This is a genomic window from Arthrobacter sp. PM3, assembly GCF_003352915.1.
Taxonomy (GTDB): Bacteria; Actinomycetota; Actinomycetes; order Actinomycetales; family Micrococcaceae; genus Arthrobacter.
Window position 1 is genome coordinate 199,733 of record NZ_CP022314.1, and the last position, 23,713, is coordinate 223,445.

24 protein-coding genes and 1 tRNA gene are annotated in these 23,713 nt (G+C 68.2%); 7 read left to right on the plus strand and 18 right to left on the minus strand.

The window, feature by feature from the left end:
- Positions 1-47: 47 nt before the first annotated feature.
- Together CFN17_RS00990 and CFN17_RS00995 are read right to left on the minus strand one after the other, a co-directional pair.
- Positions 48-1,640, minus strand: a complete 1,593-nt coding sequence (locus CFN17_RS00990; protein WP_208749567.1) for an ABC transporter permease — start codon at positions 1,638-1,640, stop codon at positions 48-50.
- Positions 1,640-2,560: an ABC transporter ATP-binding protein gene (locus CFN17_RS00995; protein ID WP_208749568.1), complete on the minus strand. Its 921-nt coding sequence runs from the start codon at positions 2,558-2,560 to the stop codon at positions 1,640-1,642. Before CFN17_RS00995 ends, CFN17_RS00990 begins: the two co-directional genes overlap by 1 nt.
- 107 nt (positions 2,561-2,667) lie before the next feature.
- Here CFN17_RS00995 and CFN17_RS01000 point away from each other — a divergent pair, with 107 nt between their 5' ends.
- Positions 2,668-3,108: a DUF1810 domain-containing protein gene (locus CFN17_RS01000; RefSeq protein WP_208749569.1), complete on the plus strand. Its 441-nt coding sequence runs from the start codon at positions 2,668-2,670 to the stop codon at positions 3,106-3,108.
- Here CFN17_RS01000 and CFN17_RS01005 read toward each other — a convergent pair.
- The 4 genes from CFN17_RS01005 to CFN17_RS01020 form a co-directional block, all read right to left on the minus strand.
- Positions 3,105-4,253, minus strand: a complete 1,149-nt coding sequence (locus tag CFN17_RS01005) for an EAL domain-containing protein (protein WP_208749570.1) — start codon at positions 4,251-4,253, stop codon at positions 3,105-3,107. The genes CFN17_RS01000 and CFN17_RS01005 overlap by 4 nt on opposite strands.
- On the minus strand, positions 4,250-4,426 hold the full coding sequence (locus CFN17_RS01010) for a DUF1059 domain-containing protein (protein WP_208749571.1): 177 nt from the start codon (positions 4,424-4,426) through the stop codon (positions 4,250-4,252). The genes CFN17_RS01005 and CFN17_RS01010 overlap by 4 nt, the downstream gene beginning before the upstream one ends.
- A gap of 121 nt (positions 4,427-4,547) precedes the next feature.
- Positions 4,548-4,925, minus strand: coding sequence for an META domain-containing protein (locus CFN17_RS01015; protein ID WP_208749572.1), 378 nt, complete (start codon positions 4,923-4,925; stop codon positions 4,548-4,550).
- A gap of 74 nt (positions 4,926-4,999) precedes the next feature.
- Complete coding sequence (locus CFN17_RS01020; RefSeq protein WP_208749573.1) at positions 5,000-5,593, minus strand: DinB family protein; 594 nt, start codon at positions 5,591-5,593, stop codon at positions 5,000-5,002.
- Positions 5,594-5,809: 216 nt separating this feature from the next.
- Between CFN17_RS01020 and CFN17_RS01025 the strand changes: the two genes are divergently transcribed.
- Positions 5,810-6,274, plus strand: a complete 465-nt coding sequence (locus CFN17_RS01025; RefSeq protein WP_208749574.1) for a LysM domain-containing protein — start codon at positions 5,810-5,812, stop codon at positions 6,272-6,274.
- A gap of 141 nt (positions 6,275-6,415) precedes the next feature.
- Here CFN17_RS01025 and CFN17_RS01030 read toward each other — a convergent pair.
- Both CFN17_RS01030 and CFN17_RS01035 read right to left on the minus strand, forming a co-directional pair.
- Positions 6,416-6,497, minus strand: a tRNA-Tyr gene (locus CFN17_RS01030).
- Positions 6,498-6,669: 172 nt separating this feature from the next.
- Positions 6,670-6,924 carry a hypothetical protein gene (locus tag CFN17_RS01035; RefSeq protein WP_208749575.1) on the minus strand — a complete coding sequence of 85 codons (255 nt, stop codon included), beginning with the start codon at positions 6,922-6,924 and terminating at the stop codon, positions 6,670-6,672.
- A gap of 197 nt (positions 6,925-7,121) precedes the next feature.
- Between CFN17_RS01035 and CFN17_RS01040 the strand changes: the two genes are divergently transcribed.
- A complete protein-coding gene (locus tag CFN17_RS01040; protein ID WP_090951202.1) occupies positions 7,122-7,613 on the plus strand; it encodes a YajQ family cyclic di-GMP-binding protein in 492 nt (163 codons plus the stop codon).
- 145 nt (positions 7,614-7,758) lie between these two features.
- Here the strand turns inward: CFN17_RS01040 and htpX are convergent, their stop codons facing one another.
- The gene (gene htpX, locus CFN17_RS01045; RefSeq protein ID WP_208749576.1) at positions 7,759-8,628 is read right to left on the minus strand and encodes a zinc metalloprotease HtpX; all 870 of its coding nucleotides are present in this window, start codon (positions 8,626-8,628) and stop codon (positions 7,759-7,761) included.
- 50 nt (positions 8,629-8,678) lie between these two features.
- Positions 8,679-9,986, minus strand: a complete 1,308-nt coding sequence (locus CFN17_RS01050) for an MFS transporter (RefSeq protein ID WP_261792296.1) — start codon at positions 9,984-9,986, stop codon at positions 8,679-8,681.
- A 103-nt stretch (positions 9,987-10,089) separates the two neighbouring features.
- Between CFN17_RS01050 and CFN17_RS01055 the strand changes: the two genes are divergently transcribed.
- The 3 genes from CFN17_RS01055 to CFN17_RS01065 all read left to right on the plus strand — a co-directional run bounded on the left by CFN17_RS01055 (position 10,090) and on the right by CFN17_RS01065 (position 12,881).
- Positions 10,090-10,557: a Fur family transcriptional regulator gene (locus CFN17_RS01055; RefSeq protein WP_208749577.1), complete on the plus strand. Its 468-nt coding sequence runs from the start codon at positions 10,090-10,092 to the stop codon at positions 10,555-10,557.
- 40 nt (positions 10,558-10,597) lie between these two features.
- On the plus strand, positions 10,598-12,079 hold the full coding sequence (locus CFN17_RS01060; RefSeq protein WP_208751267.1) for a catalase: 1,482 nt from the start codon (positions 10,598-10,600) through the stop codon (positions 12,077-12,079).
- Between the two features lie 166 nt (positions 12,080-12,245).
- Complete coding sequence (locus CFN17_RS01065) at positions 12,246-12,881, plus strand: DUF2461 domain-containing protein (protein ID WP_208749578.1); 636 nt, start codon at positions 12,246-12,248, stop codon at positions 12,879-12,881.
- A 24-nt stretch (positions 12,882-12,905) separates the two neighbouring features.
- Here CFN17_RS01065 and CFN17_RS01070 read toward each other — a convergent pair whose 3' ends face one another.
- The 8 genes from CFN17_RS01070 to CFN17_RS01105 all read right to left on the minus strand — a co-directional run bounded on the left by CFN17_RS01070 (position 12,906) and on the right by CFN17_RS01105 (position 22,538).
- On the minus strand, positions 12,906-13,511 hold the full coding sequence (locus tag CFN17_RS01070) for a TetR/AcrR family transcriptional regulator (protein ID WP_208749579.1): 606 nt from the start codon (positions 13,509-13,511) through the stop codon (positions 12,906-12,908).
- Between the two features lie 124 nt (positions 13,512-13,635).
- A complete protein-coding gene (locus CFN17_RS01075) occupies positions 13,636-15,228 on the minus strand; it encodes an amino acid permease (protein WP_208749580.1) in 1,593 nt (530 codons plus the stop codon).
- 103 nt (positions 15,229-15,331) lie between these two features.
- Entirely contained in the window at positions 15,332-15,742 is a 411-nt protein-coding gene (locus CFN17_RS01080) for a DUF779 domain-containing protein (protein WP_208749581.1), read from the minus strand.
- 84 nt (positions 15,743-15,826) lie between these two features.
- Entirely contained in the window at positions 15,827-17,350 is a 1,524-nt protein-coding gene (locus tag CFN17_RS01085) for an aldehyde dehydrogenase family protein (RefSeq protein ID WP_208749582.1), read from the minus strand.
- Positions 17,351-17,521: 171 nt separating this feature from the next.
- Positions 17,522-18,904 (minus strand): GAF domain-containing protein, encoded by a 1,383-nt coding sequence (locus CFN17_RS01090; RefSeq protein WP_208749583.1) that lies wholly within the window; start codon positions 18,902-18,904, stop codon positions 17,522-17,524.
- Between the two features lie 109 nt (positions 18,905-19,013).
- The gene (locus CFN17_RS01095; protein WP_208749584.1) at positions 19,014-19,304 is read right to left on the minus strand and encodes a hypothetical protein; all 291 of its coding nucleotides are present in this window, start codon (positions 19,302-19,304) and stop codon (positions 19,014-19,016) included.
- A gap of 12 nt (positions 19,305-19,316) precedes the next feature.
- Positions 19,317-20,753: an amidase gene (locus CFN17_RS01100; protein ID WP_222612646.1), complete on the minus strand. Its 1,437-nt coding sequence runs from the start codon at positions 20,751-20,753 to the stop codon at positions 19,317-19,319.
- A 348-nt stretch (positions 20,754-21,101) separates the two neighbouring features.
- Complete coding sequence (locus CFN17_RS01105) at positions 21,102-22,538, minus strand: FAD-dependent oxidoreductase (RefSeq protein WP_208749585.1); 1,437 nt, start codon at positions 22,536-22,538, stop codon at positions 21,102-21,104.
- 128 nt (positions 22,539-22,666) lie between these two features.
- On the opposite strand from CFN17_RS01105, the gene rarD reads away from it, so the two are divergent.
- Positions 22,667-23,686: an EamA family transporter RarD gene (rarD, locus tag CFN17_RS01110; RefSeq protein WP_208749586.1), complete on the plus strand. Its 1,020-nt coding sequence runs from the start codon at positions 22,667-22,669 to the stop codon at positions 23,684-23,686.
- The last annotated feature ends 27 nt before the right edge of the window (positions 23,687-23,713 follow it).

Consider the following 23,713-nt stretch of genomic DNA (forward strand, 5'->3'; position numbering starts at 1 on the left):
CCGCCCCCGGACCGGGAACAGGGCGGGAGGGCCCGCGCCGGCCGGGCTCAGGCGGCGAGATCCCGGCGGCGCCACCCGGCGTAACCGAGGGCAGCGAGCGCAGCTGCAGCCACCGTCAGGCCCAGCAGAGGCCCGACGGCGCCGGAATCCAGCGGGAGCAGCGGCGAATGCCGGAACGGCGAGAGGTCCATGAGCCATTCCGGGGCGTTCCACAGCACGCCGAACTCTCCCAGCGCGACGAAAAGCAGCAGCAAACCCCAGACCGTCCCGGTGAGCCGGGGCGCCCAACCGAAGACGGCCAGTACGACTGCGGTCATAACCCACGCCGCGGGGATCTGGGCGGCGGCGGCCGCCGTCACCCGCCACAGCTGGTTTCCGTCGTTCAGGACCCCGGCGGCGCCGGCGCCGATCGACAGCCCGGCCAGCAGCATGAGAAGGACGACGCCGGCCAGTGCGAGGGCGAAATGGCTCGTCGCCCACTGCGGCCGGGTGGTGGCGGTGCCCAGCAGTGCCTCCACGTGGCCGGCCGTCTCCTCGTCACGAAGGCGGCTGGCCGCGGACAATCCGTAGGCAGCAGCCAGCAGTCCCATGACGCTGACCTCCGCGGCAATGAACGCATCCGTCATGGCCTGGGTTCCGCCGAGCATCCTGATCAGATCCTGCGCGTTGGGGGAACTCAACAGGTCCGTGACGTTTCCTACGAGCGAGCCGATCACCACGCCGAACACCACGAAGGCCACCGACCATGCCGCCAGCAGGCGCAGCTGCAGGCGCACGGCAAGGCCGCCGACGCCGCGAAGTGCCCCCCGCGGGGGCCCGGGACGGTCCTCCCGCAGCCCGGCGCCGAGGTCCCGCCCGGCCCGGAGGGCCAGAGCCACGGGCACGAGGGCGGCGCAGAGTGCCATCGGCAGGACGAGCACCCACCAGTGGTCCCCGGCGAAGGCGCGGATCTGCTGGTTCCAGCCGATGGGCGAAAGCCATGACCACGCGGACGGGCCGGGTTCGGCGAGGTCACCCACGGCCCGCAGCGCGTAGGTCACGGCGACGATGCCGACACCCAGCCCCGTGGCGGCCCGCGCGCTGGCGGTCAGTTGGGCGGTCACCCCGGCGACGGCGCTGAACGCCATGCCGGTGGCTGCCCAGCCCAGTCCGAAGGCGAGGGATCCGGCGGCCGGAAGGCCGCCGGCGGCCAGCGCCACGGCAGTGACCAGCCCCAGGATGAGGCTCGCCCCGAAACTGATGCTGAGGGCGGCCGCGAGCGGGGCGTCGCGCCCCAGCCGGCCGCCGCCGAGGAGTTCCAGCCGCCCGGACTCTTCGTCGCTGCGGGTATGCCGGATGGTGATGACCACCATGAGCACCGCGAGGATGGCCGCCATGAATGCCGTGTACTTGATCAGGGACAGCGCCCCGAGCGACGTGGGGTCGTAGACCCTGCCGAACATCGCCACCAGCGAGGCCGTGGCATTCAAGGCCGTTGCGGCGCTGACCCGGCTCGCGACGTCGGGGTAGAGCTCTGCGCCGGCTACAGCCGTTGAATAGGCCGTCACGGCGAATCCTGCGATCCAGGCCGGCAGCAGCCACCTGTCCCGGCGCAGCCCGAGCCGGATCAGGATCCCCGTTCCCGCCAGCGTGTCACGCATCACCGGGCCGCCCGCTGCCCGTCCCCGGCGGCCGGCACCGTTGCGCCGTAGTGGCGCAGGAACAGGTCCTCGAGGGTCGGCGGCTGGCTGGTCAGTGCGAGCAGACCGGCGTCAGTCAGCGCCCGCATCAGCGGGGCCAGCCCGGAGGGTTCCACCTGGGCGCTGACGCGGTGGTTCGTGATGACGACGTCGTGGACGCCGGGCAGGGCGTCCAGCCCTGCCGGCATCGCCGCGACGTCGGCAGTGACGGACGTCCGGGTGAGGTGCCTGAGCTCGTCCAGCCGCCCGGTGTCCACCACCTGGCCCTCGCGGATGATGCTGACCCGGTCCGAGAGGGCCTCGGCCTCGCTGAGGATGTGGCTGCTGAGCAGCACCGTGCGGCCCTGGTCCCGGAGGTCCCGGACACAGCCGCGGAAGGCTTCCTCCATGAGCGGATCCAGGCCGCTGGTGGGCTCATCGAGCAGGAACAGCTCGGCATCGGTGGCCAACGCGGCGATCAGGGCGACTTTCTGGCGGTTGCCTTTGGAATAGGTGCGGGACTTCTTGGTCGGGTCGAGGTCGAATATCTGTAGCAGCCGGTCCCGGCGGCCCGCGTCCTGGCCGCCCTGAAGCCGTCCGAGGAGGTCGATCACTTCACCGCCGGTCAGGTTGGGCCACAGCGCGACATCGCCGGGGACGTAGGCCAGGCGCCGGTGGAGGCTGGCGACGTCGTGCCACGGGTCAAGGCCCAGGACCCGGATGGACCCCGCGTTGGCCCGGAGCATCCCCAGGAGCAGGCGGATGGTGGTCGATTTCCCGGAGCCGTTCGGGCCCAGGAAGCCGTGGACCTCTCCTGCGTCGACGGAAAAGTCCAGCCCGTTCAGGGCAGTGACCGTCCCGAATCGCTTCACCACCCCGGCCATCTCCACGACGCTCGCCATAGGGGACACGATACGCCGGGGACCGCCAATTTAGCCCCGGCCTAAGGACCTCTCCGGCCGGATCCCCGGACTGTCGCGGCGGGCACCGGCGTCGTAGCCTAGCGGTCATGGAAGACCCTTACGATCTTGAACGGTTCGTGGCCGCCCAGGACGCCGGCCAAACGTACAGCCGGGCTCTTGCCGAGCTGGGCGCGGGCCTGAAGAGGAGCCACTGGATGTGGTTCGTGTTCCCCCAGCTTGCGGGGCTCGGTCACAGCGAGACTGCCCGCAGGTACGCAATCATGTCGCTTGATGAGGCGCGGGCTTACGTGCGGCATGCAGTCCTCGGTTCCCGCCTCCGCGAGGCTGCCGCCGCCGTCGCCGGGGCGGAAGGGCTGTCGGCGGTGCAGATCCTGGGCGGCATCGATGCCCGGAAGCTGCAGTCGTCCATGACACTGTTCCTGCGGGCCGCCCCGGACGATCCCGTGTTCCGCGCCGTCCTGGACCGGTTCTTCGACGGGATGCCGGATCCCGCGACCGACCGCCTGCTCGGCGGCCGGCACGGTTAGTTGCGGGCCGTGGCCAGCGCCGTGATCATCCGTTCCATCCGGGCGACGCCGGCATAGCGGCCGGCATTGTCCGTCACCAGGAGCGGGTCAAAGCGGCTTCCCTCAGCCCGCGTCATGGACCGTGCCAGCGCCTCGCTGAGCGGGGTGTCCAGGTTGACCCGCATCCCCGGGCTGACCAGCCCCAGCGCGGCGGTGGAGGGATCGAGCACGGCCACCGGGCGCTGGTGCTCCCCCATCAGCACAACGTTCTGCAGCGCCGGATTGCCGGCAAACGCCGCCGCCGCCGCAGCGGCGCTGGTGGCCGCCGCCGCCGGTTCCAGGATGTCCCGGACAATGTTCTTGCCGGTCACGGGCGCCCTCGATGCCAGGCGGTGGGCAACGTCCGGGTCGAGCTGTTCCCACGGTGGTCCCGGCCGGGCCAGGCAATACCCCTGGACCAGCGGAACGCCAAGGGTTACGAGCGCGTCCAGCTCCTCCACCCGCTCCACGCCTTCGGCCAGGATCCAGGCGTCGACCCGGCTGGCGAAGGTGCCGAGCATGGAGATCAGGGCGCGCTTGGCCTCGTCACGGTCAACGTCCTGGACCAGCTCGCGATCAATCTTGATGAGCGAGGGGCGCAGCGCAAGCAGGTGGCGGAGCCCCGCGTAGCCGGCTCCGGCGTCGTCGACGGCGATCAGGGCACCCGCCGCGCGCAACTGGTTCAGGTCCGGTTCCAGCTCCAGGTAGGAGTCGATGGGCGTTTGCTCTGTCAGTTCGATGACGAGGCCGCCAAGGTTTCCCTGGCTGCGCCAGATCTCCCGGATGCCCTCCGTCGGCAGCAGACCGGGCGAGACGTTGAGGGTCAGGAAGCAGTTGGCCGGCAAGGAAGGGCGGACGGCGAGCGCCGCCCGCAAGGCCGCCGCCTCGAGCCCGGCCGCCTGCCCGCGGGCGCGCGCGGCGGCAAACCACACTTCGGGGTTCCTTTCGGCGAAGCCGGGAAACCGGGCCAGGGCCTCGTAGCCCACCACCGTGCCGCGGGCTGTGTCAACAATGGGCTGGTAGGCCGCGGACAGGCCTTCGCCGCGGCAGGCGGCCGCCAGGTGCTCGTCCCAGGCCGGCCCCGGGTCCGCGCCGGTGCCGGGACGGCCGCCTGCCGCGTGGCTCAACGGGCAGGAATGATGGCGCTGCGGACGGACCGCACGACGTCGGCCGGCAACTCCGTCAGCCCGTGTGCGGACGCTGCATGGGCCGCCACATTGACCAGAATCTCATCATCCGTGCTGCACACCCAGCGGGCGTCACAGCCGGGAACCACATCACCACAGGCAAACGACTTCACGTTGGCTCCTTCGTTCTTCGACAGCAAACCCGACCACCCTACGACGCCCCGCGCCGATAGCTGAGATTTAGCTCGCAGAAAGCAGGAGTGTTGCCGGGGTCGTCGGGGACCGAAGTCCGGGTCACTGTTTGGCGAGGGTTCCAATTTTGTCGCCGCTGTTGCCGTAGACAACGAGCACGGTTCCGTCCACTTTGGCGGTGTGCGCCTGCGACAGCCACGTGTCGACGTCGCTGCAGGCCATCATGGTGGAGGCGATCGGGCCGAAGTTGAAGGAATCGCCCGAAACCGATCCCTTGCCCGTCAGACGATTGCAGCCGTCCGTTCCCTGGAAGGAGCCGTCGTCCGTGATCGTGAGGTTGGGCTGGCCTTGGGCGCTCTGCCCCCAGCTTCCCGTGAACGATTTCAGGGCCGGGCCCGAGCACCCGGTGAGTGCCAGCAGGGCAATGCCGGCAACCAACGTGGCAACAATCAGCAGACCGCTTCGACCCAATCGACGCATGCCGCCATGCTAGCCCGCGGCGCCACCGGCCGGAAGGGCATCATGGGCCCCGATACGCCGCCGCCGGCAGGCCCTTAGCGGCCGGCGGACAGCGCTTCGGCGGCGACCGCGGCCGCTTCGATGCGGGCCCGGTGGACGGCCCACCCCTCGGGGCTGCGGTCCGAGAGATTCGCGTCGCCCGGGCGCTGCCCGGCGCTCCCGTCAATCAGTTCGCGCAGGATGTCCGCATGGCCGAGGTGGTGCGCCGTCTCCACGCACATGTGCACGAGGATCTGGTGCAGGGTCACGTGCCTGCGCTCCTCCGGCCACCAGGACACCACCCCGGGCTCGTCGAGGGCGAGCTCTTCGATCGTGGCATCGCTGTGCGCGGCAGCGCTCCGGTGCAGTTCCACGATCTGTTCCCGGGTTTCGCCGGGGGCAGCCCACAGGTCGGCGTCCGGTTCCGCGTCCTCGGCAAACCATGGCAGGTCCAAGCCCGCGGGCCGGCCGAAGACCTCGCCGAAGTAGCCGGCTTCGACGCTGGCCACATGCTTGACCAGGCCGAGCAGATTGGTACCTGTCGGCGTGAGCGGCCGGCGTGCGTCGTACTCGCTGAGGCCGTCAAGCTTCGCAAGCAGGTCCGCACGCCGTGTGCGCAGGTAACGGTGCAATGTCGCCTTATCGTCCATGACGGGCACTATACCCAACACCGGGAGATGCAGCCCGGACGAACGGCATTTCATCCAACGTATGGAATAATCAGGTGCGGCGGGCCTCGGGGGGAGGCCCCGAGCGACAGGACATCCAACGTGAGTCACGGTTCCGGCGCAGAGCGCCCGCGTCCGCCAGCAGCGGTTCTGGTCATGTGTTGGGCCTCGGCCTTGGTCTGCGTGCTCGCAGGGTGCGTGTCCGGCCCGGACGAATCCGGCGCTGCACCGGCCACGGAAACGGCAACCGCGGCGGCACCCGCGGGCCTGCGGGGGGCGACCGAGTTGAACGGGTACCACCTGCCGATGCGCTACACGGCCGCCGACGGCGACACCTGGGAGAGCATCGCATCCTACTTCCGGATGACTCCCGAGATCCTGAAAAGCTTCAACGAACCGGCGTCCGTTGCCGCCGGTCAGGAAATCGATCTAAGGGGCGTGTCTGTGCCGCAGCTCGGGGCTGCAGGCCAGGTGACCGGATTCGACGGGCGAGGACGGCTTCTGTACAGGACACGTTCCGGGGACACGCCTGCGGGCATCGCGAGCCGGTACGGCGTGCCGCTCTCCGCACTGCGGATGGCCAACCTGGACCTGCTGAACGGCGGCGAATGGATCCCGCCCGCCGGGACCGTAATCACCATTCCGGATGCCCCGGCCGGGTGAGTCCCGCCCGGCCCACGGGGCGAAGCGGAGGTCTGCCTGGAAGGCTCGGCCAAGGAAGAAGCCCACGCACCCGCGCCCGCAGAATGCGGAGGAAAAAGAAAAAGCCTCCGGAACCTGACGGTTCCGGAGGCTTTCCAAGGGTGGCAGATGAGGGATTCGAACCCCCGTAGGCGTTGCCAGCTGATTTACAGTCAGCCCCCTTTGGCCGCTCGGGTAATCTGCCGAACTTCAAAAGAAGATCACTCGCGGTTCCCGGTCCCCGAACGCCTGTTTCCAGTCCGTTCCGCTTCCAGTACCCGCGGGCAAGACAACTTTACAGAACTTCTGCCGAAGAATCGAATCGGCGCTTAGGAAGGTCGAAAAAGGGCCGGAAAAGGGCCAACAAGCCCGGAAATTCAGGCCTCCCCCAGAATGCGTCCGGCCAGCCGCGCTTCAAAGCGTGCCGCCTGCTCCGCTGTGACCTGGTTCAGCTGGACGGCACGGGCCAGATCCGCGTGGACACCGTCCATCCGTGTCGACGCCTCCGCGGCCGGGCTCAGGACAATCGAGGCCGCCAGTGCGGCGGCGGCAACCGCGCTGGCGGTTGTGGCCAGGCTGCTGGCAGCGGCGGCGGTGGTGCGGGTGACGTAGCGGACGGCTTTGTGGTGCATGTTCTGGCCTTTCAGCAGCGGTTCCAACACTTGCAACTCTGCCCAGCCCTGCTTCGTTCCCGCAATGATTGAGCTATGAGCAAACTGTGAATCGTGGAGCTGCCCGCCCGGCCCCGGATCGCGGGCATCCGTACTAGGCTGGAATGCAGACATCCCGGCCTCAAACGAGGCACCCGGCAACCATCAGGAGGACAGTCATGGCAGGCGAATCCACGTTCGACGTCGTCAGCAAGGTCGACAAGCAGGAAGTGGCCAACGCGCTGAACCAGGCGCAGAAGGAAATTGCCCAGCGCTACGATTTCAAGGGCGTCGGCGCCGAGGTTGATTTCAGCGGTGAGAAGATCCTGATGAAGGCCAACTCCGAGGAACGGGTCCTGGCAGTCCTGGACGTGCTGCAGTCCAAGCTCATCCGCCGCGGCATCTCGCTGAAGTCCTTGGACACGGGTGAGCCTTTCGCCTCGGGCAAGGAATTCCGGCTCGAGGCCTCGATCAAGGAAGGCATTGCCCAGGACCTGGCCAAGAAGATCAACAAGCTGATCCGGGACGAAGCCCCCAAGTCGGTCAAGTCCCAGATCCAGGGCGACGAGCTCCGGGTGACGTCGAAGTCCCGCGACGATCTGCAGGAGACCATGGCCCTGCTGAAGAACTTCGAGGAAGCCGACCTGCAGTTTGTGAACTTCCGCAGCTAACGGCACTTCCCGCGGCGCGATTTCCGCCGCGACGCGCAAACGGGCCCGCGACACCTGTATTCAGGTGTCGCGGGCCCATTTGCGTGTCGGCAATCAGTTCGCGTGTCGTCAGGCGACTGCGCGACGCCGGACCACAGCCGGCAGGCTAGCTGAGCGGGCGGCCCGCCATCCGTTCGAGCCGGCCGATCCGCTCGGCCATGGGCGGGTGGGTGGAGAACATCTTGGCCACGCCTCCGCCCTTGAACGGGTTGGCGATCATCATGTGGGAGGCGTTGACCAGCCGCTGGTCCTGCGGCAGCGGCGCCAGCTGAACGCCCTGTTCGATCTTGCGCAGGGCGGAGGCGAGCGCCAGCGGATCGCCGGTGAGCGCGGATCCGTCCTCGTCGGCGTCGTACTCCCGCGTACGGGAGATGGCCATCTGGATCAGCGACGCCGCAAACGGGGCCAGCAGCGCCATGGCGATCGCGGCGAACGGATTGGCGTTGCGCCGGTCCCCGCCGCCGAAGAGCAGCATCATCTGCGCTACCGAGGTGATGACGCCGGCGACGGCGGCGGCCACCGAGGCCGTCAGGATGTCGCGGTTGTAGACGTGCATCAGTTCGTGGCCCAGGACGCCGCGCAGTTCGCGGGCGTCCAGCAGCCTCATGATGCCCTCGGTGCAGCACACTGCCGCGTTCTGCGGGTTCCGCCCGGTGGCGAAGGCGTTTGGCGCCATGGCGGGCGAGACGTAGATGCGCGGCATCGGCTGCTTGGCCCGGCCGGACAGCTCGCGGACGATCTGGTACAGCTGGGGCGCGTCGGCCTCCGTTACGGGGTACGCCTGCATGGCGCGGATGGCCAGCTTGTCGCTGTTCCAGTACCCGTAGGCCGTGGTGCCGACGCCGATCAGCGCCATGATCCAGATCGGCGCGGTGCTGCGGGTTCCGGCCGCGATGAACGCCCCGAGTCCGAGCAGCACCGCCCACAGGACCCCGAAAAGCGCCGCGGTCTTCAGACCGTTGTGATGCCGATGCACTGTTCCTCCTGATGCCCTTGCGTCAATGACCTACCCGGAAAAACGAACCGCTACGGCACCGGGTTCCGCGCGTCGTAGTGCAGGAATCCGCTGCGCACCCGCCCTGCCGTCAGCGGGCCGGTTCCGGACTGCAGCCGGGCCACCGTCCAAGCCACCGCGATGCACAGCACGCCGCCGAGGAGCAGGACCCATCCCTCGCTCAAAAGTTTAGTCGCGCCGCCGGCCATCATGTCCCCGATCCTGGGTCCGCCGGCCACCACCACCACGAACACGCCCTGCAGGCGCCCGCGCAGATGGTCCGGGGTGGATGCCTGCAGGATGGTGGTCCGGAAGACGGCGCTGACGGAGTCCGCGATTCCGGCGAGCGCGCAGCACACGGCGGCCGGCAGCAGCCAGGCGGTCACGCCGCCGGTCCCGGACGTTCCGGCGAGGACAACGACCAGGCCGAAGGCCGCGATCGAGGCGCCCCAGCCCATCACCGACCACACAACGGCGGCCCCCTGCCGGCAGACCGTGCCCAGCGGCCCCGAAAACAGCCCGGCCAGGAACGCTCCGACGGCCGTGGAGGCCAGCAGGATGCCCACCGTGGCCTCGCCGCCGCCGATCATGATCGCACCGATGGCGGGCAGCAGCGCGCGGGGCTGGGCGAAAATCATGGCCACGAGGTCGATGATGAACGTCATGCGGAGGTTGGGCCGGGTGCCGAGGAAGCGGAAGCCCTCGACGACGGACCGCAGCCCGGCCGGGCGGGCATGCTCCCCCGGCGGCATGGCGGGCAGTTTCAGGAGCGCCCAGAACGCGAAGACGAAGCTGATGACGTCGATCGTGTAGGTCCATCCGAAGCCGATCGTTGCCACGAGCACCCCGGCCAGCAGCGGGCCCGCGGTCATGGTCAGGCCGAACACCATCATGCTCAGGGCGTTGGCCGCCGGCAGCAGTTCCTTGCGGACCAGGACCGGGATGATGGCGCTGCGGGCGGGCTGGTTGATGGCCTGGGCGCCGCTCTGCACCGCCACAAGCGCGTAGAGCAGCCACACGTTGCCCAGTTCGAGCCACGCCTGGACGGCGAGCGCCGCGGTGGTCAGCCACAAGACGGCGGACGCCAGGAGGGCGACGGTGCGGCGGTCGTGGGCGTCTGCGATCGAGCCGCCCAGCAGGCCGCCGAAGACGAGCGGGACCAGGGCGAAGATGCTGAGCAGGCCCACGTAGAGGCTGTCCTGGGTCAGCCGGTATACCTCCAGGCTCACCGCCACCAGCGTCAGCTGGCTGCCCAGCGCGGAAACGGCGGACCCCAGCCACAGGCGGCGGAACGCCGGACTTTCGCGCAACGGCGTCATGTCCGCCAAGAATTTCCCCACCCGGCAACTCTAGCGGCGTTCCGGAAGTGGCATGTGACGCGGGCGGGACACGGTTAGCCTTGCCTTATTGTGAGCCAGTCATAATAAGTGCTTGAATGAGTGCATGACGGATTCCCGGGGCACCCACGAGACATGGGCAGCCGCCCTGCGTGCCCACGGCCGCCGGGTGACCAAACAGCGGCTGGCCGTGCTGGCCGCCGTCGAACATCACCCGCACTCCCCGGCGGAGGCCATTCTGGCCGCGGCCCGGCAGGAACTGCCGGACCTGACTGCCCAGTCCGTCTACGTGGTCCTGGGCGACCTGACGGATCTGCACATGCTGCGCCGGTTCGAGCCCCCGCACTCCCCCGCCCTGTACGAGACCCGGGTGGGCGACAACCATCACCACGCCGTCTGCATCAGTTGCGGCCGGGTGGAGGACGTCGAATGCGCCGTCGGCCACGCGCCCTGCCTGACCCCGCACTGGGATGCAGACGCCAAGCCGATGACCATCCAGATCGCCGACGTGCTGTACCAGGGCATTTGCCAGGACTGCCAGCGCACCCAACAGCTTCCCTCCGAACGAAACTAACAACCCCAACCCAAGGAGAATGATGACTGAGAACATCACTGTGCCCGCCGTGTCCACGACACAGTCCGGCGCTCCCGTCACTTCCGACGCCCACTCGAAGTCCGTCGGCGCCGACGGCGCGATCATCCTGACCGACCACTACCTGGTCGAGAAGCTCGCGCAGTTCAACCGCGAGCGCGTGCCCGAGCGCGTGGTCCACGCCAAGGGCGGCGGCGCGTTCGGTACCTTCAAGACCTCCGAGGACGTCTCGAAGTACACCAAGGCCGCCTTCCTGCAGCCGGGCGTCGAGACGGACATGCTCATCCGCTTCTCCTCCGTCGCCGGCGAAAACGGCTCCCCCGACACCTGGCGCGACCCCCGCGGCTTCGCCGTGAAGTTCTACACCACCGAGGGCAACTACGACCTCGTCGGCAACAACACGCCGGTGTTCTTCATCCGCGACGGCATCAAGTTCCCGGACTTCATCCACTCCCAGAAGCGCCTCCCGGGCACCCACCTGCGCGACGCCGACATGCAGTGGGACTTCTGGACCCTCTCGCCCGAGTCCGCCCACCAGGTCACCTGGCTCATGGGCGACCGCGGCCTGCCGGCCTCCTGGCGTGAAATGCAGGGCTACGGCTCGCACACCTACCAGTGGATCAACGCCGAGGGCGAGCGCTTCTGGGTCAAGTACCACTTCAAGTCCAACCAGGGCGTCAAGTCCCTCACCGGCGACGAGGCCGAGGCCCTGGCCGGATCGGATGCCGACTTCTACATCCGCGACCTGTCCGAGAACATCGCCGCCGGCAACTTCCCGTCCTGGGACCTGCACGTCCAGGTGATGCCGTACGAGGACGCCAAGACGTACCGCTTCAACCCCTTCGACCTCACCAAGGTCTGGCCGCACGCGGACTACCCGCTGATCAAGGTCGGCACCATGGAGCTGAACAAGAACCCGGAGAACTACTTCGCGCAGATCGAGCAGGCCACCTTCGCGCCGTCGAACTTCGTGCCGGGCATCGCCGCCTCGCCGGACAAGATGCTGCAGGCCCGCATCTTCTCCTACGCGGACGCACACCGCTACCGTGTGGGCACCAACCACGCCCAGATCCCGGTCAACCAGCCGAAGAACCAGGTGAACAACTACAGCCAGGACGGCGCCGGACGTTACCTCTTCAACGCCCCGTCCGTTCCGGTGTATGCACCCAACTCCGTCGGCGGCCCCGCCGCCGTGGAGCCGGCCGTTGCCGGCGGAGGCTGGGAAAACGACGGCGAGCTGACCCTCGCCGCTCACACCCTGCACGCTGAGGACAGCGACTTCGGCCAGGCCGGCACGCTGTACCGCGAGGTGTTCAACGACGGCGAGAAGGCCCGCCTGCTGGACACCGTCACGGGTGCCGTGAGCGGCGTCAAGAACGCCGACATCAAGGAACGCGCCATCGCGTACTGGACCAACGTCGACGCCGAGTTCGGCGCCAAGCTGCGCGCCAACCTGGGTGCCGGCCAGGCTGAGTCGGACGCCGAAGCCGCCAACAAGGTCTGATCCCACAGCCGGAGCCGGCACGGCCGCTTCTGCCAGTCTTTTCCGGCAGGGCCGGATCCGATGAAACGCCCCGCCGCGGAGTTCCGCGGCGGGGCGTTTTGCCGTTGTCCACATACGGGCGTGCTCCGCTCGCCACCACAGGATGCACATCCCTAGGATCAGGGGTATGACCGCATTCGCAGGCATTCCGGATGACGCCTTCCGGTTCTACGCCGATCTCGAAGAGAACAACAACCGGGACTGGTGGCTGAAGCACAAACCTGTCTACGACACCGCCGTGAAGGAGCCGCTGACCGCGCTGCTGGACGAACTGGAACCCCGTTTCGGCCCCGCGAAACTCTTTCGCCCCAACAGGGATGTCCGTTTCTCGCCGGACAAGTCGCCCTACAAGACAGCGCAGGGGGCCTTCGCGGCCCTGGCGGAGGGCGTCGGGTTCTACGTCCAGCTCAGCGCCGACGGCCTCCTCATCGGCGGCGGGTGCCACACCAGCACTCCGGCGCAGCTGGCGCGCTTCCGCGCCGCCGTGGACGATCCCGCCAGCGGCGAGGCCCTGCGGGACATCGTGCGCAACGTCAAGGAGGCCGGGTTCGCGGTGGAGGGCGAGAGCCTGAAGACCGTGCCGCGCGGCTACGCCAAGGAGCACCCGCGGGCGGAACTGCTCAAACACAAGTCCCTCACGGCGGGCGTCAACGTGGGCCGGCCGGATTGGCTGGCCGGGCCCGGGGCGGTGGAGGAAGTGGCAAGGCGGTGGGAGGACCTGCGTCCCCTCGTCGAGTGGGTCGGCAAATACGCCGCCCCCTGATCTCCGGGGTTCCTGCAGCCCGGCTCAGATGTGCTGGCCGTCCGTGGCGAGGCGCCTGTCCAGGTTGTTGAAGAACACCAGCATCATCAGCTCGAAGGCCTGGGTGGCTTCCTCGGGCTGGTTGTTAACGACGAAGTCGAACTGCAGGCCGTAGAACGCCGCGGTGAAAAGACGGGCGTCGGTGTCGGCAAATTCCGGCAGGATGCCTTGGATGACAAGCCAGTCCCGGGCCTTCTCGTGCAGCATGCGGAAGTGTTCCTGGGCGGTGCCCCGCGGAACCGCCGCCACCACGTCCTGCGCCGTCGCCTCAAACTCCAGCCGGGCCAGGTGGCGGTTGCGCTGCGCCATGGTCCAGCGCCAGGACTCCAGCAGGAAAGCCCCCCACGCCTCCCGGTCGATATCGCGGACGTCGGTGGCGCGGATGCTGTCCAGCCGGGACTCGATGCCGCCGATGATCTCATTGACCAACTGGTCGCGGTGGCCGAAGTGGTACACCAGGACGTAGCTGCTGACCCCCAGCCCCTCGGCAAGGCTCCGGAAGGTGAGTTCCGCCAGCGTCTTGTCCATGAGGTAGTCGAGAATCGCCGACAACAGCTCTGATTTGCGTTCCGGTCTTGCGGGGCGGGCCATGCCTCCATCTTAGGGATCCCGCAACCCCGGCTGCGCCCGCCGGCCCGCAAGCCGAACACAACGCGGGGCCACCTACGATCCGGCGCCGGGGGCGCTTCGGACCGGAGGCGACCCCGCGTGGCCGTCAGTTGCGCCGGGAAGCATCCTCGTCGGGCACCGACGCGGGTTCGGCCGCCGGTTCGACAGCCCGGGTGGCGTTGCCGGCGACGTCCGCGCGGGGGCCGTTGACAGCGGCCTTGGCTTCCGCGAACTTCTCATTCAGCCGGGAGTGGCGCTGGCCGTAGGCGAAGTAGATCGCGATGCCGATCACGAGCCAGATTGCGAAGAAGATCCAGGTTTCCACGGCAAGGTTGGTCATGAGGTAAAGGCACAGCACCGCGGAGACTACCGGGAGCACCTTTCCGAACGGGACGCGGAAGCTCGGCTTCAGGTCGGGGCGCTTCTTGCGCAGCACCAGGATGCCCAGGCTCACCATCACGAACGCTGACAGGGTGCCGATGTTGATCATTTCCTCCAGCAGGTCCACGTTGGTGAGTCCGGCGACGAGGGCCACGGCAGCGCCGCAGATGATCTGGAGGCGGGCCGGCGTCGCACGGATGGTGCTGGTACGGGACAGGGCGCGCGGCAGGAGGCCGTCGCGGCTCATCGCCAGGACCACGCGGGAGAGGCCCATGAGGAGCACCATGATGACGGTGGTGAGGCCCACGAGCGAGCCGAACGCGATGATCTTGGCGGCGTCGTTGTTGCCGACGGCCTCGAAAGCGGTGGTGAGCGTCGGGTTCTTGGCCTCGGCCAGCGTGGTGTATGACACCATGCCGGTCAGGGCCAGGGACACCAGAATGTACAGCACCGTGACGATGGCGAGGCCCCCGAAGATGCCGCGCGGCAGAGTCTTTTGCGGGTTCTTGACTTCTTCGGCCGAGGTGGCGACGACGTCGAAACCGATGAAGGCGAAGAACACCAGGGCGGCGCCGGCGAAGATGCCGAGCGTCCCGTACTGGGCCGGGGCCGCACCGGTGAGGAAGCCGAAGAAGGACTGTTTGAGGACGTCCGCAGTGCCGGTGCCGCCGGTGGGCTCGGACGTCGGGACGAACGGCGTGTAGTTCTCGAACTTGACGTACGTGAAGCCGACCACGATCACGAAGAGGACGACGGCGATCTTGATGAGCGTGAAGATGTTGCCGACACGGGCGGAGAGCTTGGTGCCAAGGACCAGCAGAACAGTGAAGATGGCCACGATGAGGAAGGCGCCCCAGTACAGGTCCACCCCGGCTATGGAGATCGACGGCGGCAGGTCCACACCCATGAGCGCGAAGACCTTGCTGAGGTAGATGCCCCAGTACTTCGCGATCACGGCGCCGGCCGTGAAGAGTTCGAGGATCAGGTTCCAGCCGATGATCCACGCCAGGATCTCACCCATGGTCGCGTACGTGAACACGTAGGCAGAGCCCGCGACCGGGATGGCGGTGGCGAACTCGGCGTAGCACATGATGGCCAGCGCGCAGGTGACGGCGGCAATCGCGAAGGAGATGGTCACGGCGGGGCCGGCGAAGTTCGCAGCGGCCTTGGCACCGACCGAGAAGATGCCGGCGCCGACGGCAACGGCGACGCCCATGATCATCAGGTCCCAGGTGCTGAGGGAGCGCTTCAGCTTGCGTCCGGGTTCATCGGCGTCGGCCATGGACTGCTCGATGGTTTTGGTCCGGAAAAGGTTCATAGAAAGGTCCGCAATCTCGATAGCTTGATGGAAACAGACCTATCTAGTGTAGTGTCCATCCACTGGACGGCCCGATTTATCCCACATCGTGAGACGGTCCGGGTTAGACGGGCCAGTTTTCCATCAGCGTCGAACGGATCAGAAAGCGCTTCCCCTCGGGGGCTTCCACCGAGAATCCGCTCCCCCGGCCGGGGACGACGTCGACGGTCAGGTGCGTGTGGCTCCAGTAGTTGAACTGCTCCCGGGACATCCAGAATTCCAGCGGCTGGGGCTGAAGCCCCTCGGAGATGTCGAACAGGCCCAGCAGGACGTCCGAGCCTCCCGTCAGGAACTCCCCTGCCGGGTAGCACATGGGCGAGGACCCGTCACAGCAGCCGCCGGACTGGTGGAACATCAGCGGCCCGTGCTGGGTCCACAGCTTGCGCAGAAGCTCTGCGGCCGCGGGGGTGAGCGCCACCCGGGAAAAGTCCTCGCCGTCGCGGGTGACGGCGGCCTCGAGCCTGCTCTGGGACATGGAAATCGCTCCTTGGGGACGGTGGCGGAAATGGTGCGGACGGGGCGGATCGCTGCCGATCCGCCCCGTCCGGGTCAATGCGGCTTAGAAGAAGCCGAGCTTGTTCTCGTTGTAGCTGACCAGGAGGTTCTTGGTCTGCTGGTAGTGGTCCAGCATCATCGCGTGGTTCTCGCGCCCGATGCCGGACGACTTGTACCCGCCGAACGCGGCACCGGCCGGGTAGGCGTGGTAGTTGTTGACCCACACGCGGCCGGCCTGGATCTCGCGGCCGGCACGGTAGGCGACGTTGCCGTTGCGGGACCAGACGCCGGCGCCGAGGCCGTAGAGGGTGTCGTTGGCGATTCCCATGGCGTCGTTGTAATCGCTGAAGCGCGTCACGGACACCACCGGGCCGAAGATCTCCTCCTGGAAGATCCGCATCTTGTTGTGGCCTTCGAAGATGGTGGGCTGGACGTAGTAGCCGCCGGCGAGGTCCCCGGCGAGCTCGGCGCGGGCACCGCCGGTGAGGGCCTTGGCGCCTTCCTGCTTTCCGATGTCGATGTAGGACAGGATCTTCTCGAGCTGGTCGTTGGAGGCCTGCGCGCCCAGCTGCGTCGCGGTGTCCAGCGGGTTGCCCTGGATGATCTTCTGGGTGCGGGCCAGCGCGTCGGCCATAAAGGAGTCGTAGATGCCCTCCTGGACCAGGGCGCGGGACGGGCAGGTGCAGACTTCGCCTTGGTTGAAGGCGAAGAGCGTGAACCCCTCGAGGGCCTTGTCGTAGAAGGCGTCGTTGGTGTCGGCGACGTCGTTGAAGAAGATGTTGGGGCTCTTGCCGCCGAGTTCCAGGGTGACCGGGATGAGGTTCTGGCTGGCGTACTGGCTGATCAGGCGGCCCGTGGTGGTTTCGCCGGTGAACGCGATCTTGCGGATCCGCGGGCTGGAGGCCAGCGGCTTGCCGGCCTCCACGCCGAAGCCGTTGACCACGTTGACGACGCCGGCCGGCAGGAGGTCGCTGATCAGTTCCATCAGCACCATGATCGAGGACGGGGTCTGCTCGGCCGGCTTGAGGACGACGGCGTTGCCGGCGGCGAGGGCGGGGGCGAGCTTCCAGACGGCCATGAGGATCGGGAAATTCCAGGGAATGATCTGTCCGACGACGCCGAGGGGTTCGTGGTAGTGGTAGGCGGTGGTGTCGTCATCGAGCTGGGACAGCCGGCCCTCCTGGGCGCGGACGGCAGAGGCAAAGTAGCGGAAGTGGTCCGCGGCGAGCGGAATGTCGGCGTTGAGTGTTTCACGGATCGGCTTGCCGTTGTCCCAGGATTCGGCGACGGCGAGCATCTCGGTGTTCGCGTCGATGCGGTCGGCGATCTTGTTCAGGATCGCGGCGCGCTCGGTCACGGAGGTTTTGCCCCAGGACGGCGCCGCCTTGTGCGCGGCGTCCAGGGCCAGCTCGATGTCCTCGGCAGTGCCGCGGGCCACCTCGCAGAAGGCCTTGCCGGTCACCGGGGTGATGTTCTCGAAGTACTGGCCCTTGACCGGGGCCACCCACTCGCCGCCGATCCAGTTCTCGTAGCGGTCCTTGAAAGTGACCTTCGAGCCCTCGGTGCCGGGCTGGGCGTAAACAGTCATTGCTAGCTCCTTTGCTGTGCAAGATGGGGGCAGCAAGGCGCTTCCGGCCCCCGTTGCACCCAGCGTAGGAGCATAAAGGTTGCAGTCAGGTTGCAACACTGTGAGCCAGGTCACCACCCGGGCAGGGGGCGGCCGCCGGGGCGCCCGGGGCAGGCGCGGCGCAGGCGCGGGTCAGGCGCCCAGTTCCCGGTCCAGCCGTTCGAGGTCGGCGACGACGGCGGCACGCTTGGGCGAGCGGGGCGCCAGCAGCTTCAGCGCGGCGGTGCGGACCTCGACGTCGTCTTTGGCTTCAGGAAGCTCGGCGTACTTGAGCAGCGACTCGGCGCTGCCGTCCGTCAGGAGGGCCTCACGCATCAGCGCGGAGACCCTGCCGCGCAGTTCCACGATGCCGGGAGCCTCCGAGCGCGGCAGCACGGCGCCGCGGTAAATTTCCAGCGCTATCCGGTGGGCGCCGCGCTGCAGGCAGTTCAGCACCTGCCCGGAGTCCGGAACCAGGTCCAGCGGCAGCCGGTAGGGGCGCGATTCCGGGACGGCGTCGGGGTTGAGCTGCTGCAGGACCTTGCGCAGGCGCACCATTTCGGCGCGCAGCGTCATGGTGGAGGCCTCACCGGGGTAGAGCAGGGTGCACAGTTCCTCGGCGTTGAGCCCTGCGGGGTGGGTGCTGAGCAGGGCCAGGATCTCGCTGTGCCGGGCGGACAGGGCGACGGTGCGCCCGTCAATGCTCAGCAGTGCCTGATCACGGCCGAGCAGCTGCAGGCTGTTACGGTACAGGCTTCCGGCCGGCGGCGGCCCGGCCGGCGTCGGCGCGGCCGGTCCCCGCCGGCGGGACGGCGCGGACTGGCGGGCGGCGGCCAGCTGCAGCCGTTCCACCCGCAGATGCGCCTGGGCCGCGGCCACCGTGGCCTCAACGAGGGACAGCGTGTGCGGGGCCACGGCCGATTCCGTGCCGGTGATGTCCACGACCCCCAGCAGGGCCCCGGAGTCGGGGTCGTGGAACGGCACGGCCGTGCAGCTCCACGGGTGGACCGAGCGCTTGTAGTGTTCGGCACCGGAAATCTGGATGCCCCGGCCCAGGGCCAGCGCGGTGCCCGGGGCAGAGGTGCCCACCGTCGCCTCGGACCAGTCGGCGCCCGGGACGAACATCATGCCTTCGGCCCGCCGCTGCAGGGCGGTGTCGCCTTCGACCCAGAGCAGCCGGCCGACCTCGTCGCCCACGGCCACCAGCATCCCGCTGTCATGGCTGGGCAGGACCAGGAGCTTGTGGATCACGGGCATGATCGCTGCCAGAGGATGCCGGCGGCGGTAGTCTTCAAGTTCCTCGCGGTCCATGGCCAGCGGCGCTTCGGGGATGTCCGGGTTGGCGTGCAGTTCCGCGGACCGCCGCCACGATTCCCGGATCAGGGTGCTCAGTCCGGGCAGGTGCAGGTCCTCGGGGAAGACCGGTCCGTGGGAGTCCAGTTCCTCGTGCCCCGCGCGGGCATGCTTTTGCCGCAGCGCTGCGGTGACTCCGCCTGCTGGCGGGAGCAGTGCTGCCGGATGGACCAGATTCCTCATTGAACTCCCACCGGACGGGCTCGACGGCGTGCCGGAGGCCGCCTCGTCCGGCCAAGTCTAGTTCCGTGCGGGGAGTTTGGAAACGCACCCGGCAGCGGCCCCGACCGGCTCAGCCGGTGTCGGCCCCCGGCGGCAGGACATAGCTCCTGACGTCCCCCAGGTGCCGGATCTCGGGGCCGGGCAGGCCGGCGGCGGCCACCAGCTCCCGGAATTGGCTGCTGCTGCTGAACCGGTCAAAGACTTCCCGGCTCGGGCACGTGTCCAGCACGGCGATGCCCTCGTCCGTCTGCACGCACACGTGCAGTTCCAGCTGCCCCTCGGGCAGGAGGGCGAGCATGCGGTCATGCCCGGCGAGAAGCTCCGCCGGGTCGCCGCGGAAGCTGTACATTCCCAAATACATGGCGGGTCTCCTTCACGTCGAGGGGTGGAGTGCGGGCCGCCGCCCGGCCCAGGGGCTGGCGTCCTCCAGCTGGGCGGCCAGCCGGAAGAGGATTGCTTCGGCGCCGAAGTCCGCGAGGAAGGACATTCCGACCGGCAGCCCGGCCGAATCGGTGCCCAGCGGCACGGACATGGCCGGGTTGCCCGTGATATTGGCGTACTCGCCGTCGAACATCAGGAAACGGCCAGCCTCGCGTTCCCCGCGAACGGGGTCCTCCGCCGTCCCGGTCAGCGTGCCCAGCGGCAGCGGCGGCCAGCCGACGGTCGGTGTCAGCCACAGGTCGTAGGACTGGAAGAAGCCGGCCACGCGGCGGCTGAACCGCTGCAGCTCCTCGACGCCCTGCAGGTAGGCGCCGGCGCTGACGGTCCGGCCGCGCCCGAACAGCACCTCGGTATACGGTTCCAGCTCGCCTGCTTCCGGCCCGCGGCCCGTCCGACGTGTCCAATAGCCCTCAATCCAGGCCGCCGCGGCGGCGTACACGGCCCGGATGGCCCGGTGCCCGGCCCGGTCCAGCGGTTCGGGGTGCGCTTCCACGACGTCGTGGCCCAGGCTGCCCAGCAGCTGGACGGTGGTTTCGAAGGCCCGCAGGTAGTCAGGATGGACCGTCTGGCCGCGGTTGGGGGTGGCCGTCGCGGCGATCCTGAGCCGCCCGGGCGGCGTCCGGGTCTCGGCTGTGTAGGGGCGCAGCTGCGGCGGTGCACGGTAGGGGTCCCCCGGGGCCGGGCCGGCGACGGCGTCCAGCAGCGCCGCGGCGTCGCGGACCGTGCGGGTCAGGGCGAATTCGGCGGCGAGGCCCCCGACGACGTCGCCGTATTCGGGGCCCAGCGGGACCCGGCCCCGGGTGGGTTTGAGGCCGATGAGTCCGCACCACGCCGCCGGATAGCGCAGCGAGCCGCCGAGGTCGTTGCCGTGGGCCATCGGGACGATTCCGGCGGCGACGGCCGCGGCGGAGCCGCCGCTTGATCCGCTCGTGGACCGGGACAGGTCCCAGGGGTTGTGCGTGGCCCCGTAAAGCGCCGGTTCGCAGTGCGGGCTCAGGCCGAACTCACAGGTGTTGGTTTTGCCGATGACGGTCAGCCCGGCCCGGCGGAAGCGCAGTGCGAGGTCCTGGTCGTGGCGGGAGACGTTTCCGGCGAGCCAGCGTGAGCCCTCGGAGAACGGCGTGCCGGCGATTTCCAGTGCGAGGTCTTTGACGAGGAACGGCACCCCGGGAAACGGGCTGTCATCGGCCAGGGCAGCATCCTGGGCATTCGGGTCGGGGTCGAACTCGCTGATCACGGCATTGACGGCCGGGTTCAGTGCCCTGATCCGGTCCCGCGCCTCGCTGACGAGTTCGGCGGCCGCAACCTGGCCGGAGCGGACCAGTTCGGCCTGCTCCGTGGCATCCATCCAGCGGAGTTGTTCGTCCACGGCACCCTCCCGGAGGGAAATGAAACGCGGGAACTGAAACGAGGGAATTTAAACGGGGGAAATGAAACGCGGGAACTGGAGAGCGGCAAGCATTGAAGGGAAACGCAGCACCGGAACTGACGCGCGGAAGCCAGCCGTTATGGGCCCGTTGCGGCGGTCCTTGTGCGTGGAAATTCTACGTCCGGGCGCCGCGTCAGGACAGGGCAGCGACGCGCCAGCGCCTCCCCGACGCGCAAATATTCCTCCGCGGCTGGAATACCCCGCGCGCCAGGTCCGCTGCGCAGCCCGAAAGAATCCGCGCAGCGCAAAAGAATCCGCACCACACTGAAAGATCAGCGCCGCGTGAGCTTAGCTGCGCGAAATCTCGATCATGTCCTCGCGCGGCACCACCTTGATGCGTTCCCGTTCGATCCCGTTGGCGGACTCCGCCGCGGACCACTCCGCGCCGAGGGCGAGCTCATGGGCATCGAGTTTGATCCAGCCTTCCCAAGTTGTGTACTGGATCCCCCGCTCGTGCAGCAGGTCGATGATGGCTTGCGGGTCCGGGTTTTGGGCCGGCGGCAACGTGAGCCGGTCCTCCAGCAGGAACCCGATGGTCTCCAGGGCGTCGCCCTTGGTGTGGCCGATCAGTCCGACCGGTCCGCGTTTGATCCAGCCCGTGGCGTAGATCCCCGGGACAGGATTTCCCTCGGCGTCCAGGACGCGGCCGCCCACGTTGGGCACGATGCCGCGGCGTGCGTCGTATTCCAGCTCGTCCAGCGGCGAACCGTGGTAGCCGATGGCACGGTAGACGGCCTGGACCGGGTAGTCCAGGAACTCGCCGGTGCCCTTGACGTTGCCGGTGCCGTCCAGCTGCATGCGTTCAAACTTGATGCCGGTGACTTTGCCGGGGTGCGCGGCGTCGTCATGGACTTCGACGGGGCTGTGCAGGAAGTGCAGGTGCAGCCTGCGCGAGGACGGTTCCTCGGCCTCGGTGTGCTCCTCGACGAGCCAGTTGGTCAGGGTGTTGACCATGGTGCGGATCTGGTTGTTGCTGCGGATGGCCTCATCGGAGGCTTCGTCGAACTCGAAGTCCTCGGGGTACAGGACGATGTCCACGTCCTTGGCGTGGCTGAGTTCGCGCAGCTCAAGCGGGGTGAATTTCACCTGGGCCGGGCCGCGGCGGCCAAAGACATGGACGTCGGTGACCGGCGAATCCTTCAGTGCCCGGTAGACGTTGTCCGGGATTTCGGTGACCAGGAGTTCGTCGGCGTGTTTGACCAGCATGCGGGCCACGTCGAGGGCCACGTTGCCGTTGCCGATCACCGCGATCTCCTTGGCCTCCAGCGGCCAGTCCCGCGGCACGTCGGGGTGGCCGTCGTACCAGGAAACAAAATCGGCGCCGCCGAAGGAGCCCTCGAGCCCGATCCCGGGGATGTCCAGGTCGGCGTCCTTGATGGCCCCGGTGGAGAAGATGACGGCGTCGTAGAAGGCCCGGAAGTCGTGCAGCGTCAGGTCCCGGCCGTAGGTGACGTTGCCGAGGAAGCGGATGTCGCCGCGATCCAGGACTTTGTGCAGGGCATTGACGATTCCCTTGATCCGCGGGTGGTCCGGCGCCACCCCGTAGCGGATCAGGCCGTACGGCGCCGGATACGCCTCGAAGAGGTCGATGCTGACCTCGACGTCGCCGCCTTTGACCTCATTGGACTTCGTCAGGATGTCCGCGGCGTAGACGCCGGCCGGACCGGCGCCGACAATCGCGACACGCAGTGGACGAGTGGATGTGGATTCGGCCGAGTTGGACACCGGGAGCCCTTCTGAGTCTGAGGACAGCGCCAGTAGAACAGCGCACAGGCCCTTATTCTAAATGTCGCAGCGCCGCTCGCGCTCCGGCGGGTAGGAATAGGCGAGGCCCGGGTGGTGTTATTGGTCTTGTGCCCAAACCCGAAGGATCCTTCTCCCCCGCCCCGCCGGCCACACCTCCAGCACCGGCGACCCGCCCGGCCTCCGTGCCGCCGGCCGGCCTAAAGCCGGTCGACAAGGACACGACGGCGGGAATCCTGTTCGGGATCGGCGCCTACGGGCTGTGGGGCCTTCTTCCCCTCTACTTCTTCGTGCTCCACCCGGCCGGCGCGGTCGAGATCGTGGCCAACCGGGTGGTCTGGTCCCTGGTGTTCTGCATCCTGCTGGTCACGGTCACGCGGTCCTGGCGGGTGCTGACCGACGCGTTCCGGAACCGTGCGGTGATCGGCCCGCTGTCCATCGCTGCGGCCCTGATCGCGGTGAACTGGCTGACTTACACGTATGGCGTGACCACGGGCCAGGCCGTCGAGGCGGCCCTGGGTTACTTCATCAACCCGCTGGTCTCGGTACTGCTGGGCGTCTTCGTCCTAAAGGAGAAGCTGCGGCCGCTGCAGTGGGCCGCCGTCGGGATCGGCTTCATTGCGGTGGGCGTGCTGACGGTCTCCTACGGAAAGCTCCCGTGGATTGCCCTCACGCTGGCGTTCAGCTTCGGGCTGTACGGCTTCGTCAAGAAGCGGGTGGGCCCGCGGGCGGACGCGGTCACCAGCCTGTCGGTGGAAACGATCGTGCTGGCGCCGCTGGCGGCGGCCACCATGATTGTCCTCGCGGTCAGCGGGGCAGCGACGCTGACCACTAACGGTGCCGGACACTTCTGGCTGTTGGCGGCGTCGGGCGTCATCACCGCCGTTCCGCTGCTGTTCTTCGGGGCTTCCGCACGCCGGCTGCCGATGACCACAATCGGCCTGTTGCAGTATTTCGCGCCCGTCCTGCAGTTCATTGTGGCCCTGGTCGTGTTCCAGGAAACCATGACCCTGGACCGCTGGATCGGGTTCGGCGTCGTCTGGCTGGCACTGCTCGTGTTGACCCTGGATATGCTGCTGGCCGCCGGCAAGTCCTCCGCGACCCGGAAGCGGGCCCGCGCCACCGCCTGACGTGCCCGCCCGCCGACTGCGCCGGGG